This window comes from Kitasatospora sp. NPDC054939 (assembly GCF_053610105.1).
In genome coordinates this window covers 18,042-32,480 of the sequence record NZ_JBSGXP010000100.1, presented here as the reverse complement: position 1 = coordinate 32,480, position 14,439 = coordinate 18,042, and the positions used below count along the sequence as shown (strand labels likewise).

Below are 14,439 nucleotides of genomic sequence, written 5' to 3'. Positions count from 1 at the left end.
GGCGCAGGCTGTTGCCGACCACCAGCAGCGAGCTCAGCGACATCGCCACCGCCGCGAGCATCGGGTTCAGCAGCCCGACCGCGGCCAGCGGCAGCAGGACGGCGTTGTAGCCGAACGCCCACAGCAGGTTCACCCGGATCGTCGCCAGCGTCCGGCGGGCCAGCCGCACCGCGTCCACCACCGCCTCGATGTCGCCGCGCACCAGGGTCAGCCCGGCCGCGCCGATCGCCGCGTCGCTGCCCGAGGCGAGCGCCACCCCGAGGTCCGCCGAGGCCAGCGCCACCGCGTCGTTCACCCCGTCGCCGACCACCGCCACCGTGCGGCCCGCCGCGCGCAGCCCGGCCACCACCTCGGCCTTGTGCTCCGGCGACGCCGAATGGTGCACCTCCCGGATGCCCAGCTCGTCGGCCACCGCCCGGGCGGCGCCCGGCCCGTCCCCGGTCAGCAGGACGGTCTCCAGCCCCAGGCCGCGCAGCCGGTGCAGCGCCCGCCAGCTGCCGGACCGCAGCGCGTCCCCGACCGCGAGCGCCGCCACCGCCCGCCCGTCCAGCTCCACCACCACCGCCGTACGGCCCGCGGCGCCGGCCTCCGCCACCGCCCGCGCCAGCTCCGGCGCGAGTGCCGCGGCCCGGTCCGGCCGGACCACCCGGACCGGGCGTCCCTCGACCGTCCCGGCGACCCCGAGCCCCGGCGTCGCCGCGAAGCCGTCCACCGGCGGCAGCGGTGTCCCGCAGCGTTCCACGGCCGCCGCGACCACCGCCCGCCCGATCGGGTGTTCCGAGCGGTGCTCGACCGCCCCCGCCGCCCGCAGCACCTCCTCCGGCGCCGTGCCGTCCAGCACGGTGACGGCCGCGAGCCGCATCTGCCCGGTCGTCAGCGTGCCGGTCTTGTCCAGCACCACCGTGTCCACCCGGCGCAGGCTCTCCAGCACCTCCGGCCCGCGCACCAGCACCCCCAGCTCGGCGCCCCGCCCGGTCGCCGCCAGCAGCGCCGTCGGCGTCGCCAGGCCCAGCGCGCACGGACAGGCCACCACCAGCACCGCGACCGCCGCCGTCACCGCCGCCTGCGGATCGGCGCCCGCGCCCAGCCAGAAGCCCAGCACGCACACCGCGACCGCCAGCACGCACGGCACGAACACCCCCGCCACCGCGTCGGCCAGCCGCTGCGCCCGGGCCTTGCCCGCCTGCGCCTCGGCCACCAGCGCGGTGATCCGGGCCAGCCGGGTGTCCGCCCCGACCGCCGTGGCCCGGACGACCAGCGCCCCGCCCGCGTTGACCGTCCCGCCGGCCACCCGGTCGCCGGGGCCGACCTCCACCGGCACGCTCTCGCCCGTCAGCAGGCTCAGGTCCAGGGCCGAGCCGCCCTCCACCACGACGCCGTCGGTGGCGACCCGCTCCCCGGGCCGCACCACGAACTCCGTCCCCGGCAGCAGCCGTTCGACCGGCAGCAGCCGCTCCGCGCCGTCCGCGGCCCGGACGCACACCTCCTTGGCGCCCAGCTCGGCCAGCGCCCGCAGCGCCGAACCGCCGCGCCGCCGCACCCGCCCCTCCACCAGCCGCCCGGCCAGCACGAACAGCGGCACCCCGACCGCCGCCTCCAGGTACACGTGCGCCGCGCCGCCGCCGTCCGCCGTCAGGGAGAACGGCATCCGCATGCCCACGGCCCCCGCCCCGCCGAACAGCAGGGCGTACGCCGACCAGCCGAACGAGGCCGCCACCCCCAGGCTCACCAGGGTGTCCATGGTCGCCGCGGCGTGCCGCAGCCCGCGCCACGCCCGCCGGTGGAAGTCGAACGAGCCCCAGGTCACCACCGGCACGGCCAGCCCGAAGCAGGCCCACTGCCAGGCCGGGAACTGCAGCGCCGGCACCATCGACACCACCAGGACGGGCAGCGCGAGGACCGCCGTCACCAGCAGCCGCAGCAGCCCGTCCGCCGGCTCCTCCCGGTCCGGCGGCGCGGCCCCGCCGGCCGGCGCCGGGGCGGCGGTGTACCCTGCCCGCTCCACCGCCGCGACCAGCTCCGCGACGGGTACCCCGGCCGGGTGCAGCACCCGGGCCCGCCCGGTCGCCAGGTTGACCCCGGCGCTCACGCCCGCGATCCGGGCCAGCCGCTTCTCCACCCGGCCGACGCAGGCCGCGCAGGTCATCCCGCCGACCACCAGGTCCGTGCTCACCACCTCGGGCGCGCTCACCGGACGGCTCCCAGGCCCATCACGTGCCCGCCGCCCGGAGTCGCCCCGTCCCCGCCCCAGGGCACCACGCCCGGCGCGACCGGCCCCGCGGCCCGGCCGACCGCGAACGCGACCCCGAACACCACCACCAGCAGCAGGGCGAACCCCGCCAGTACCCACAACGGCCGGCCACCCGGCGTCACATCACTCACACCGCAGCAGTCGGCCGCCGTTCGCCCCCGGTTCCCGCGGGGGAGGGGGAAGTTCGTACGGATCCCGGACCGGGGCCGCCGGCGGGTCAGTCGGTCAGCGTGATCCGCAGTCCGACGGTGCCGCGCTCGCCGCGGCGGACCCGGCTGCCGAGCAGGGTGAGCACCCCGAGCAGGCCGTACTTCTGGCGCAGCAGCGTCCGGTAGCGGGCGGTCTGCTCGGGGGAGCGGATCTCCGCGGTGCCCGGGTACGCGTCGCCGGTCGGGTTGCCGCGGACGTCGCACGGACCCACCAGGACGTCGGCGCGGTTGCGGATCCGCTTGACCTTCCAGGAGTCGGCGACCGTCCACACCCCGAGGGCGTCGCCGTCGCGGACGACCCAGACCGGGGTGGGGACGGCGGTGCCGTCCTTGCGGAAGGTGGTGAGCAGCAGGTAGCTGCCGGAGGAGAGCCGGACCAGGCGTTCCAGCAGTTCGCGCGACGGCGGCGGGGTGGCGGTCATGACGGGTGATCCTAGTGCCCGTCGCACGGGCACCGGGGTCAGCGCGGGCGCCGCGCGCGCAGGGCGGCCGCCCGGACCCGTACGGTGCGCAGCAGGCGGCGGCCGGGCCGGCGGGAGCGTCCGCCGAGGGCGGTCGCGCCGGCGGTGACCCGCACGGCGCCCGGCAGCGCCTCGGCGGCGGCCACCGGGTCCGGGTGGCGCAGCAGCGCCCGGCCGGAGAGCCACAGCAGCAGCGCGCCGGAGAGGGCGACGGCCGTCCAGCCGGCCGGGCCGAGCGCGTCGTCGGCCTGTTCCAGGGCGCGCGGCAGGACGCCCTCGGCGGGGCGGTCCGCGGCGGTGGCCGGGCCGGCGGGCGGGTCGACCAGCAGGCCCACCGGTTCGACCCGGCCGGTCGCCGCGAAGCCCCAGTCCAGCAGGGTCGCGGCCTCGTCGTACACGGCCTGGTGGGTCTCCGGGTGCAGCACGGTCACCAGCAGGGTCCGGCCGCCGCGTTCGGCGGCGCCGGTGAAGGTGGCGCCGGCGTTGGTGGTGTAGCCGTTCTTGACGCCGATCAGGCCGGGATACCTGCCGAGCAGCCGGTCGGTGTTGGCGATCTCGAAGGCGGTCCGCTTCCCGGTCGCCTTGTCCACCCCGCCGGGGAAGCGGGCCACCCGGGTGCCGCAGTACGTGCGGAAGTCCGGGTTGCGCAGCCCGGCGCGGGCGAACAGCGTCAGGTCGTACGCCGAGGAGAGCTGGCCCTCCATGTCGTAGCCGTCCGGGGAGACCACCTTGGTGTCGCGGGCCTGCAGGGCGTCGGCGCGGGCCTGCATCTGGGCCACGGTCGCCCCGAGGCCGCCGTTCATGTGGGAGAGCACGTGGACGGCGTCGTTGCCGGAGCTGAGGAAGACGCCCCGCCACAGGTCCTCGACCCGGTAGGAGTGGTTCTCCTTGATGCCGACCAGGCTGGATCCCGGCCCGATCGAGGCCAGTTCGGCGGGGGCGACCCGGTGCTCCCGCAGCCGGTCGAACTTCGGCAGCACCGTCTCGGCGAACAGCATCTTCAGGGTGCTCGCCGGGGGCAGCCGCAGGTGCGCGTTGTGCGCGGCCAGGACCTCGCCCGTCCCCGCGTCGGCGACCAGCCAGGCCCGGCCGGTCAGCTTCGGGGGGAGGCCGGGCGCACCCTCCCGCGGGGCCACCTGCACGCTGGGCCGGGCCAGCCGCTCGCCGCCGACCACGTCCACCGCGTCCTGGGCGGGCGCGGCGGCGGCGGCCGGTCCCGCGGCGAGCACCAGCGATCCGAGGGCGGCGGCCCAGCACCTGACGAGGCGTGACGTCTGCACACGCCGAACGTACCCGCGCGGCCCGGCGGGCGCCCCGTGCGCTGCTCCGTCCGGATCGGCGGCGACGGCCTTCGCGGCGGCGACGACTTTCGTGGGCCCGGGCCGAGCCGAAAGTGGGATTCCCGGCCGGGGCGGCCTCCGTAGCGTCGACGGTATGAAGAATCTGCTGGGTTTTGCGAGCTTCCTGCTGGTCGTCGGCGGCATCAGCGGTCTGGTGTCGGACTGGCTGGGCGGCTTCCGGCTGTTCGGGTTCCTGCGCTTCGTCGTCCCGGACGGCCACGAGACCGCCGGGTACGCCGGCTGCGTGCTGGTGGGCGTGCTGCTGGCGGTCGGGATCGGGCTGGCGGAGCAGCGCAGGCGCTGAGCCGACGGGGCGGTCGGATGGCTCTCCGGCGATCCCTCCGGCGGCCTTCAGGCGGCTTCAGGCGGTCCCTCCGACGGCCTTCAGGCGGCCGTTCCGACGGCCGGGAGGGTGCCGCCGGGCGCGGCCGGAGGCACCCTTGCCGCCGTCCGCGCCGGTGGCCGAAGCTGGGCCCGAGCGGCGGGGTGGCCGCCGGACGGTGAGGAGTGGTCATGGCCGACGGGATCAGGCACCGCGACATCGAGGTCAACGGCATCCGGCTGCACCTGGCCGAACAGGGAGAGGGCCCGCTGGTCCTCCTACTGCACGGCTTCCCCGAGAGCTGGTACTCCTGGCGCCACCAGTTCGGCCCGCTCGCCGAGGCCGGCTACCGGGTGGTGGCGCCCGACCAGCGCGGCTACGGGCGCAGCGAGCAGCCGGCCGCCGTCGACGCGTACACCCTGCTGCACCTGGTCGGGGACGTCACCGGTCTGGTCCGGGCGCTGGGCGAGGAGCAGGCGGTGGTGGTCGGGCACGACTGGGGCGCGCCGGTCGCCTGGACGGCGGCCACCCTGCGGCCGGACGTGGTGCGGGCGGTGGCGGGCCTGAGCGTTCCGCCGCTGCCGGTGACCGGTCTGCCCCCGATCGCCGCCGCGCGCGAGCGGTTCGGCGACGGCTACTACCAGGCGTACTTCCAGCAGCCCGGGGTCGCCGACGCGGAGCTGGCCGAGGACCTGCCGTCGTCCTTCCGCCGCATCCTGGCGAGCGGCTCGGGCGACAACCCGGCCGTCGACGGTCCGAGCCCCTGGGTCGTCCCGGACGGCCGGACCCTGCTGGACACCGTCCCCGAGCCCGCCGCGCTGCCCGGCTGGCTGACCGGCGACGACATCGCCGCCTTCGCCGCCGACTACGCCCGGCACGGCGAGCGGGCCTTCACAGGCGGCCTCAACTGGTACCGGAACATCGACCGCAACAACGAGCTGCTCGCCGCCTTCGAGGGCCGCACCGTCGAGGTGCCCGCCCTGTACGCGGCCGGTGACCGCGACATGGTGACCGCCCTGATCGGCCCCGACGCACTGAAGCACCTGCTGGACCGGGTACCGAAGCTGCACCGCCACCTCGTGCTGCCCGGCTGCGGCCACTGGACGCAGCAGGAGCGCCCCGCCGAGGTGAACGACGCGCTGCTGGACTTCCTGCGGCACGTGGACGGCTGACGGGCTGTCGACGGCCCGGGGCAGCAGGACCGCGGGGGCGGCCGGTCCGGGGCGTCCGGGCGCTCCAGCGGGCGGCGCCGGCCCCGTCCCCGGTTGTCGGAAGGTCCTGGGAAGCCCGGGACGGGCGGGGCCGGAGCGATGGCATTCCCCAATTGGCCTTCGTGCGGGGCGAATCTAGCCTTCATCGCAGTCGGCGCCCCCGGTCCGGTGGCTGCCGTGGCCGGGGGTCGGGGAGGGCGCATGACGGGCGGGGCGGCGGTACGGGCGGGGGTGCTGCCGGTCCTGGCGGCAGCGGTGCTGTGGGGGACGGTCGGCCCGGCCCAGCGCTGGGCGGACACCGGGGCGGACCCGGTGGCGCTCGGCGGCTGCCGGATGCTGCTGGGCGGCGCCGTCCTGTGCGCCGTCGCGCTGCGCCCGCGCGGTCTGCGGACCCTCGGGGCCCGCGGGGTGCGCGGCTGGCTGCTGGTCGGCATCGCGGTGACCGCGCTGTTCCAGGCCGCCTTCCTGCAGGCGGTGGACCGGACCGGCGCGGCCGTGGCCACGGCGGTGGCTTTCGGCAGCGTCCCCGTGGTGGCCGGGCTCTGCGCCCGCCTGCCGATCGGCGGGGCTCCGGGCGAGCGGCTGGACGCGAAGTGGACGGCCGGGACGGTGTTCGCGGTCGCCGGGACGGCACTGCTGCTGCTCCCCGGCAGCGGCGGCGCGGCGGACGCCCGGGGCGTCCTGCTCGCCGCGGTGGCGGGCGCGAGCTTCGGCGTCTACATCGTCGGGACGAAGCGCCTCACCGCGGCCGGCGGCGATCCGGCCGCCGCCGCGCCGGTCTGCGTGCTGGCGGCCGGGCTGCTGGTGGCGCCCTGGGTGGTGGCCGCTCCCGAGGGCCTGGGCTCGCCCCGGGCCCTCGGCCTGATCGGGTGGCTCGCCCTGGGGACCACGGCGCTCGGATACCTGCTGTTCACCAGCGGCCTGGGCCGGATCAGCGCCGCGACCACCGGCACGCTCAGCCTGGCCGAACCGCTGGTGGCCGCCGTGCTCGGCGTGCTGCTGCTGGACGAGCGGCTCGGCGGCTGGTCCGGCGCGGGCCTCGCGCTGCTGCTGGGCGGCCTGGTGGTGGTCGCGCTGCCGCTGCGCCGACGCCGCGGGGCGGTCGTCGGCGCAGCGTGAGGGCGGCTCCGGAGGCGTGCCGGGGTCCCGGCGGGCGGCCCCGCCGGCACACCGGCCCCGGGCTCGGCGGCCCCCAGGCTCAGTGGTCCGGTCCCGGCGGTCCGGACCCGGCGGCCGGCACCCCGGCGGTCCGGACCCGGCAGCGGGGCTCAGCGGTCCTGGTAGGCGGCCATCGCGCCCTCGACCCGCGGCGAGAAGAACAGCGGCCCGATCGCGTCCGCCCAGGCCATCCCCTCGGGCGTCAACTGCAGCATTGCGGAGTCCCGTTCGGTCACCCAGCCGCGCTCCAGCAGCAGTTGGAACCGGCCGGGGAAGTGCTCCTGCGGCGCCGCGCCGAAGCGCTGCCGGTACTGCGGGAGCGAGGTGCCGCCGCTCTCCAGCAGCGTCTGCAGCAGGTACATCCGGCGGCGCTCCTCCTCGTCCATCCGGAACGCCCACTGGGCGCGGCGGAAGTCCTCGGTGGGCGTCGCGATGTAGTCGTCGATGATCCGGCGGACCTCGGGGACGGCCACCGCGTAGTCCGTGGTGTAGTGCAGGTCGGTGGTGAACGAGCGGGCGCCGACGCCGAGTCCGACCATCCCGGCCTGCTGGTTGTACTCGCTGATGCCGGCGTCGTCGGCCAGCTCGACGGCGGCGGTGCCCTTGCGGCGGAACACCCGCATCGAGGTCTGCTCGTACCCGGCGGCCAGCAGGTGGTCGCGGCCGGAGCGGTAGAGGCGCAGCCGCTGCTCGTCCCAGCTCTCGCCGGTGTCGGCGTGCCGGCCGTCGAGGCCGGTGAGCGGGCGCACGTACAGCGGGTAGAGGTAGATCTCCTCGGGCTCCCACCCGAGTGCGGCGTCGAGGGAGGTACGGAAGCTGTGCTCGGTCTGGCCCTGGATGCCGTAGATCAGGTCGATGTTGAGGATCGGGAACGCCGCCGCCTTCAGCCGGGTGAGCGCCTCGTCCACCTCGGCCCGCTTCTGGGGCCGGACGGCGGCGCGGGCCTCCTCCTCCAGGAAGGTCTGCACGCCGATGCTCACCCGGGTGGCGCCGCGCTCGGCGAGGACGGCGATCCGGTCGTCGGTGGCGGTGGCGGGCGAGGTCTCCACGGACCACGGGACGGCCTTCAGGTCGGCGCCCATGGTGTGTTCGCAGATGTCGGCGAGCCGGGTGAGCTCGTCGGCCTTCAGGTAGGTGGGGGTGCCGCCGCCGAACGCGGCCAGGGTGAAGCGGATGTCGCGGCCCTGGGCCTCCAGCGCCTCCCGGGTCACCAGGGCCTGGCGGGCCAGGGTGTCCAGGAAGCGCCCGGTGACCTCCTCCGGGGCGCCGGTGCGGGTGAAGAGGTTGCAGAAGCCGCAGCGCATCTCGCAGAACGGCACGTGCACGTAGAGCGAGAGGGCGTCGAGCCGCTCGCCCGCCCACACCTCGCTGAGCAGCGGCCCGTCCGGCAGCCTGCGGTAGGCCTTCTGGTGCGGGTAGGCGTACACGTACTGCCGGTACGGGGTGGCGAGTTCCTCCGCCGGACCCGGTTCCTCCTCCGTGGGGCGTGGCGTGATCCGAACCGGTGTCGATCTGCTCATCGGCCCAACTCCCTCTCATATCGGTCAAGTTCCGGCAAAGCCCGGCCCGACGACGGTAGGTGCGCCGAACGGCCCGGTCATGCGGCGAAAGCTCCGACGGGCAGGCGGTGCGGGGCGCGGCGCTTGGGACGTTCGCACGGAACACTAGGGAGACCGGTCGACTGCCTGTGAAAGTCCGTCATATTCCGGTGTGCATGCGGTAAGCGTTCTCCCATGAAGCGAATCGTCATCGCCGCGGGCGGCGGCGGGGATCCCATCGCGGCGGCCATGGTGCGGACCGCGCTGTACGGACCGGCCGACCCTGCGCTCCTGCTCACCTACTCCTGGGAACGGCTGACCGTCGACCCGCTCCCCGGGCCGCGCGGCCGCGCCGACTTCGCCGGCCTCCGCTCGCCCCGCCCGCACCTGGACCTGGTCACCCCGGCCACCGCCACCGTCGGCGCGGCCGGCTCCTCGCTGCCCCGGCTGTCCGGCGAACTCGGCGGCGCCCTCGGCCTGCTGGACCCGTACGACGGCGCGGCCGGCCTCGCCCGGACGATCGCCGCCGCCGCCGAGCACTGCGGCGCCGACCGGGTGGACGTGGTCGACGTGGGCGGCGACATCCTGGCCGCCGGCGACGAGCCCACGCTGCGCAGCCCGCTCGGCGACGCCCTCGTCCTCGCGGCCTGCGCCCGGACCCGACTCGCCACCGACGTGTGGGTCGCGGGCCCGGCGCTGGACCGCGAACTGCCCGAGGAGCAGCTGTTCGCCCGGCTGCCGCCGTCCGCTTTCGCCCTCACCGCCGAGCACGTCCGGCCGGTGGACGCGGTGTTCGGCTGGCACCCGTCGGAGGCGAGCGCCCTGCTCGCCGCGGCGGCCCGGGGTGTCCGGGGGGTCTGCGGCATCCGCGACGCGGCCGACCCGGTACGGCTCGACGATCGCAGTGCAGGCGTTCACCGGTCGCCGCTCGACGCCGTGCTGGCGCTCAACCCGCTGGCGCGGCTGCTGGCCGACTCCCGCTCGCTGGCGGACGCGGAGCTGGCCTCCGTGGAGGTCTGCGGCTTCTCCGAGATCGCCCGGGAGCGCGACCGGGCCGCGGCCGGCGAGGGGTCGGCGCCGCTCGTCACGGAGGACGGCGGGGCCCCGGCCGTCCCGCGCTACGAGCGCTGGCGGGCCGGGCGGGTGGCGGAGGGCCTGGCGCTCGCCACCCGGCGCCGGGTGGCCGAGGAGCTGGCGCTCGACCCGGCGGCGGTCCGCCGACTGCGCAGTGGCCTCGCCGCGGACCCGGTCAACGGCACAGCGCCGCTCTGGCGGCTGATCTGACGAGCCGTCAGTCTGTGCGGCAGTTCCCGTCCCGGCCCCACCACAGCTGTCCCTCGCGGACCCACTGGCCGAGGTCGAGGTCGAGTTCGCCGCCGCACGTCCCGCACGGTGCGGTGGACCGCACCCCCTGGGCGATCATCGTGACTCCTCCGTTCGTCGGTGGCCTGCGGCTCAGACCGGCAGCAGGCGGGTGACCAGCTCGCCGAGGCGGCGGGCGTTGCGGCACGGGTGCATGTCGACCAGGCCGGCGTACGCGGCGGCGGCCGAGTCGCCGGTCGACCAGAGCGCCGGCTGCTCGGGGTTGAGCCAGTGCACCCGGCGGGCGCGGTCGGCGATCAGGTGCAGGGCCGGCAGGTTGGGGTCGCGGTGGTTGGTCCGCGCGTCGCCGAGGACCAGGACGCAGGTGCGCGGGCCGACGGCGTCCAGGTGGTGGTCGGCGAACTCGCCCAGCGCGGCGCCGTAGTCGCTGTTCCCGTGCCAGCCGTACACCGCGGCCTCGGTCAGCACCCGGCGGGCCAGCAGCTCCGGATCCGTCCGGGCGGCCCGCACCAGGTGCGTCACCTCGGCGGTCCGGTTGACGAAGGCGAACACCCGCACCCGGCTGAACTGCTCGCTCATCGCCTGCACCAGCAGCATGGTGAAGTGCGCGAACCCGGCCACCGACCCGGAGACGTCGCAGAGCAGCACCAGCTCCGGGCGGGCGGGCCGCCGCCGGCGGTAGGCCGGCCGCAGGGGCACGCCGCCGGTGGACAGCGAGCGGCGCAGCGTCCGGCGCAGGTCGATCTCGCCGCGGGCGGCCCGGCGCCGGCGCGCGGCCAGCCGGGTGGCCAGCTTGCGGGCCAACGGCTGCACCGTGCGCCGCAGTTCGGCGAGCTGGTCGCGGCCGGCGGTGAGGAAGTCCACCCGGTCGGCGCTCGGTGCGACGGCCCGTTCGGCGATCCGCTCGGTGCCGCGCAGTTCGGCCACCCGGCGGCGGGCCTCGGTGCCGACCTGGGCGCGGAAGCTGCGGATGCGGCGCCGGACCTCCTCGTCGGCCAGCCGGTCGGCGACGTCCGGCAGCCCGGTGCCCGCCCGCACGGCCGCCAGGACCCGGGCGAGCAGGGTCTCGGGCTGCAGGGTGCTGAGGGTCTGGTGGGCGGACCAGCCGTCCGAACCGGGCGTGGCGCCCGCACCGTTGCCGTACCGGCCGAAGGCGGCGACCGCCTCGGCGGCCAGCCGGGCGAGGGCGGCCCGGTCGTCGGCGGCCAGGGCGGCGGCGATCCGCTCCCGGAGGTCCTCGCGGAGGTCCCGGCGGGCGCCCTCGGGGCCGTCCCCGCCGGGTCCGTCCGCGCGCTCGTTCCCGCGCTCGTCCGGGGCGCCGGCGCGTTCCCTGACGCCCAGCGGGAAGAACAGGTCGAAGACGGCGTCGAAGATCGCCCGTTGCCCGTCCGAGCGCAGCAGTGCGGCGGCCAGCCCGGCCCGCAGCTGTTCCCGCTCGGCGAGGCCGAGGACCTCCACGACGGCCGCGGCGTCCACCGTCTCGGCGGGGCCGATCCGCAGGCCGTGGCCGCGCAGCGCCCGGACGAAGCCGGTCAGCCGGGCCGCGACCCGGCCGTCCGGCGCACCGTCGCGGGCCGCGCCGTCGCCGGGGGGCGTGCCAGTGCGGTGGGCCGAGCCGTCGCCCGGGGGTGTGTCGTCGCCGGGGGGTGTGCCGGTCGTCATGCGAGGGTGAGCTTCCGGGCCGCCTTCAGCACATCGTCCTGGTGCTTGAGGACCACCCCGAGGGTGTCGCGGACCACCGCGTCGTCCAGACCCTCCGCCCCGAGGGCCAGCAGCGTCCGCGCCCAGTCGATCGTCTCGGCCACCGAGGGCGCCTTGCGCAGCTCCATCGCCCGCAGCGCCCCCACCACCCGGACCAGCGACTCGGCCAGCACCGCGTCCAGCCCCGGCACCTTCAGCCGGACGATTCGCTGCTCCAACTCGGCGTCCGGGAAGTCGAGGTGGAGGAAGAGGCAGCGCCGCCGCAGCGCCTCGGACAGTTCGCGGGCGGCGTTCGAGGTGAGCAGGACGAACGGGCGGCGGGTGGCCGCGATGGTCCCCAGCTCGGGCACGGTCACCTGGTAGTCGCTGAGCACCTCCAGCAGCAGCGCCTCCACCTCGACGTCCGCCTTGTCGATCTCGTCGATCAGCAGCACGGTCGGCTCGTCGCCGCGGATCGCGGTGAGCAGCGGCCGGGTCAGCAGGAACTCCTCGCCGAAGATGTCGGTGCGGGCGTCGTCCCAGCTCTCGCCCTGCCCGGCGGTGATCCGCAGCAGTTGCTTGGCGTGGTTCCACTCGTACAGGGCGCGGGCCTCGTCGATGCCCTCGTAGCACTGCAGCCGGACCAGCCGTGCCGCCCCGACCCGGGCCACCGCCTTCGCCAGCTCGGTCTTCCCGACCCCGGCCGGGCCCTCGACCAGCAGCGGCTTGCCGAGCCGGTCGGCGAGGAAGACGGTCGTCGCCACCGCCGTCGACGCCAGGTACCCGGCCTCGGCGAGGCACCGCTCGACGTCCGCCACCGACCCGAAGAACCCCGTCCCGCCGTCACTCATGCCCGCCGCCTCCCGTCCGCCCGCCACCTGGTGCCAGCACCCTACCGGTGGGTCACTTCGACCGCCCGGGGGTGGGGGACGACGGGGGCGGGGGACGGCGGGCGGGACGACGAGCCCGCCGCCGGACCGGGTGCGGTTCGACAGCGGGCTCGCGGACGGTGCCGAGGAGGTCGTGCCCGGCGGCCGGGCGGCGGGTCGAGACGGCGGCCCGGCCGCCGGGTGGATCAGTTGACGTAGATGTGCGGGCTGCCGGGGACGGAGGAGTCGACGACGGGGCCGTAGGTGGCGCTGAAGTAGCCGGCGGCGAAGCAGGTGCCCGGGCCGGAGTACTTGTTGAAGACCTGCGAGCTGAAGCCGATGGTCTGGGCGGTGTTGGAGGTGGTGCCGCTGATGCTGCCGGGGGCGCGGTAGACACAGGTGACGGTGCCCAGGATGGTCTTCAGCACGACGGTGGTCTGCATCGGGCCGGCACCGGACGGGCCGAGGGTGACGGCGCCGCTGCTGCTGACCGCGTTGGTGAACGGCAGGTTGTTGACCGTGATGCTCTGCACGCCGGTGACGCCGAGGACGTTGCTCGTGCAGGAGCCGAAGGTCTGGGTGGTGAGCGACTCGGTGGCGACGCCGGGCGCGTCCGGGTTGGCGGTGACGGTGGCGGCGAAGGACGACGCGGCGCACTTGATGCCGCTGGTGCCGGTGGCGCTGGAGTAGAAGGTGGCGTACGTGCCGGACTGCAGGTTCGCGGTCAGCACGTCGCCGACGGCGGCGGCGGTGCCGCCGGCGCTGCCGTGGGTGAGGACGGCGGTGGCGGTGGTGGCGCGCTCGGCGGCGGGGGTGTGCTCGCCGGCGGCCTGGGCGGGGGTGACGGCGGTGGCGGCCAGGGCCAGGACGGCCAGGGCTGCACCGCCGAGGGTGCGGCGGATACGCATGAGGGTGTGCCTCTCTCCGTGCGGAGTTCGGTGGGGGTGAGGGCTTGCCCGGCCATGCGCGTCGCATCGGCGTGCGGCGGGAATCGTCGGACGGGCCCCGGTGGCCTCGCTGCTGCCGTCGGTGGGTGCGTCCGGCTTGCGGACCCGGCGCCACGGGCCCGTGCGGCGTACGGCGGTGGGGGGTGCGGCACGTCGGCGGCTGCCACCGCCGGGCATGCGTTCGCCATACTGGAATCGGAACGCGAGAGATGGTGCGAAGAGGCAGCGGACGACCGGCCGCAGGGCCGTCGCCCAGTTGGAAACCTGCCAGTGTTGTAGCCCCGTGGCCACGTCAATGTCAATGCCGTGCACAGGAGTTGTCGATGGATCAGAAGTCTGCCCGGAGTGCCGAGACACTGCTGCTGCCCGGTGCGCGGATCGCCCGCGACCCGGCCAGATCGATCAAGCGGGGGCCGAGTCGGCTGCCCCCCGAGGTGGTCGCCGCGACCCAGCGGGACCGGCTCTTCGACGCCCTGGTGCAGACGGTGGCCGAACACGGCTACCACCGTGCGACGGTCAGCGACATCTGCCGGGCGGCCGGGGTGACCAGGCCGGTCTTCTACGAGCAGTTCAGCGGGAAGGAGGATGCCTTCCTCGCCACCCACCGGCACGGGACGGGCGTGGTGGTCCGGCGGATGGCGGCGGCCTTCGCCGCGGAGGCCGACTGGTGCGCCGGGATCCGCGAGTCGCTCCGGGCGATGCTCCAACTGCTCGCCGGAGTGCCGGCGTTCGCCACCATGGCGGTGATCGAGATCGAGGCGCTCGGGCCGGCCGGACGCCGGGAGCGGGAGCAACTCCTCACCCGCTTCCGGGCGTTCTTCGCCGAGGTGCCCGAACCGCCGGACGGCGTCGCGCTGCAGAGCCTGGTCGACGCGGTGGTCGGCGGGGTGTACGCGACGCTGTACCGCTGCATCGACTCCGGCGGCACCCGCCGGCTCCCCGAACTGCTGCCCGTCCTGGGCCTGTTCTGCCTGGCCCCGTTCCTCGGCCCGGCCGAGGCGGCCCGCCGCCTGGCGCCCGGTGATCCTTCGTGCACCTGTATTGACCCACCGAATACCGGGCAGTAGCTTCCCAGTTGACCCACTGCGACCCGACCGGGGACGCCCCGCTGCCGACGGGGCGGCCGGACC

At 76.1% G+C, this 14,439-nt stretch carries 14 protein-coding genes; 5 read left to right on the top strand and 9 right to left on the bottom strand.

Annotated features, from left to right (window positions below; translation table 11 throughout):
• The 4 genes from ACWGB8_RS25665 to ACWGB8_RS25650 form a co-directional block, all read right to left on the bottom strand.
• Positions 1 to 2,146 (bottom strand): heavy metal translocating P-type ATPase (locus ACWGB8_RS25665; RefSeq protein ID WP_452215948.1); only part of this gene is annotated, 2,146 nt, incomplete at its 3' end.
• 41 nt (positions 2,147 to 2,187) lie between these two features.
• Positions 2,188 to 2,382, bottom strand: a complete 195-nt coding sequence (locus ACWGB8_RS25660; protein WP_452215946.1) for a hypothetical protein — start codon at positions 2,380 to 2,382, stop codon at positions 2,188 to 2,190.
• 86 nt (positions 2,383 to 2,468) lie between these two features.
• A complete protein-coding gene (locus ACWGB8_RS25655) occupies positions 2,469 to 2,882 on the bottom strand; it encodes a PPOX class F420-dependent oxidoreductase (protein ID WP_452215945.1) in 414 nt (137 codons plus the stop codon).
• 38 nt (positions 2,883 to 2,920) lie between these two features.
• Complete coding sequence (locus ACWGB8_RS25650; RefSeq protein ID WP_452215944.1) at positions 2,921 to 4,201, bottom strand: D-alanyl-D-alanine carboxypeptidase family protein; 1,281 nt, start codon at positions 4,199 to 4,201, stop codon at positions 2,921 to 2,923.
• A 154-nt stretch (positions 4,202 to 4,355) separates the two neighbouring features.
• Between ACWGB8_RS25650 and ACWGB8_RS25645 the strand changes: the two genes are divergently transcribed.
• The 3 genes from ACWGB8_RS25645 to ACWGB8_RS25635 all read left to right on the top strand — a co-directional run bounded on the left by ACWGB8_RS25645 (position 4,356) and on the right by ACWGB8_RS25635 (position 6,913).
• The gene (locus ACWGB8_RS25645; protein ID WP_452215943.1) at positions 4,356 to 4,565 is read left to right on the top strand and encodes a hypothetical protein; all 210 of its coding nucleotides are present in this window, start codon (positions 4,356 to 4,358) and stop codon (positions 4,563 to 4,565) included.
• A 209-nt stretch (positions 4,566 to 4,774) separates the two neighbouring features.
• Entirely contained in the window at positions 4,775 to 5,755 is a 981-nt protein-coding gene (locus ACWGB8_RS25640) for an alpha/beta fold hydrolase (protein ID WP_452215942.1), read from the top strand.
• 240 nt (positions 5,756 to 5,995) lie between these two features.
• Positions 5,996 to 6,913, top strand: coding sequence for a DMT family transporter (locus ACWGB8_RS25635; RefSeq protein WP_452215941.1), 918 nt, complete (start codon positions 5,996 to 5,998; stop codon positions 6,911 to 6,913).
• Between the two features lie 149 nt (positions 6,914 to 7,062).
• On the opposite strand, the gene ACWGB8_RS25630 is transcribed toward ACWGB8_RS25635, so the two are convergent.
• A complete protein-coding gene (locus ACWGB8_RS25630; RefSeq protein WP_452215940.1) occupies positions 7,063 to 8,472 on the bottom strand; it encodes an STM4012 family radical SAM protein in 1,410 nt (469 codons plus the stop codon).
• Between the two features lie 213 nt (positions 8,473 to 8,685).
• On the opposite strand from ACWGB8_RS25630, the gene ACWGB8_RS25625 reads away from it, so the two are divergent.
• A complete protein-coding gene (locus ACWGB8_RS25625) occupies positions 8,686 to 9,774 on the top strand; it encodes a DUF1152 domain-containing protein (protein ID WP_452215939.1) in 1,089 nt (362 codons plus the stop codon).
• 7 nt (positions 9,775 to 9,781) lie between these two features.
• Here ACWGB8_RS25625 and ACWGB8_RS25620 read toward each other — a convergent pair whose 3' ends face one another.
• The 4 genes from ACWGB8_RS25620 to ACWGB8_RS25605 form a co-directional block, all read right to left on the bottom strand.
• Entirely contained in the window at positions 9,782 to 9,913 is a 132-nt protein-coding gene (locus ACWGB8_RS25620; RefSeq protein WP_452215938.1) for a hypothetical protein, read from the bottom strand.
• A 32-nt stretch (positions 9,914 to 9,945) separates the two neighbouring features.
• Complete coding sequence (locus ACWGB8_RS25615; RefSeq protein ID WP_452215937.1) at positions 9,946 to 11,475, bottom strand: VWA domain-containing protein; 1,530 nt, start codon at positions 11,473 to 11,475, stop codon at positions 9,946 to 9,948.
• Positions 11,472 to 12,344, bottom strand: coding sequence for an AAA family ATPase (locus tag ACWGB8_RS25610; RefSeq protein ID WP_452215936.1), 873 nt, complete (start codon positions 12,342 to 12,344; stop codon positions 11,472 to 11,474). The genes ACWGB8_RS25615 and ACWGB8_RS25610 overlap by 4 nt, the downstream gene beginning before the upstream one ends.
• Before the next feature lie 224 nt (positions 12,345 to 12,568).
• Positions 12,569 to 13,270 carry a Tat pathway signal sequence domain protein gene (locus ACWGB8_RS25605; protein ID WP_452215935.1) on the bottom strand — a complete coding sequence of 234 codons (702 nt, stop codon included), beginning with the start codon at positions 13,268 to 13,270 and terminating at the stop codon, positions 12,569 to 12,571.
• Between the two features lie 362 nt (positions 13,271 to 13,632).
• Between ACWGB8_RS25605 and ACWGB8_RS25600 the strand changes: the two genes are divergently transcribed.
• A complete protein-coding gene (locus tag ACWGB8_RS25600; protein ID WP_452215934.1) occupies positions 13,633 to 14,376 on the top strand; it encodes a TetR/AcrR family transcriptional regulator in 744 nt (247 codons plus the stop codon).
• The last annotated feature ends 63 nt before the right edge of the window (positions 14,377 to 14,439 follow it).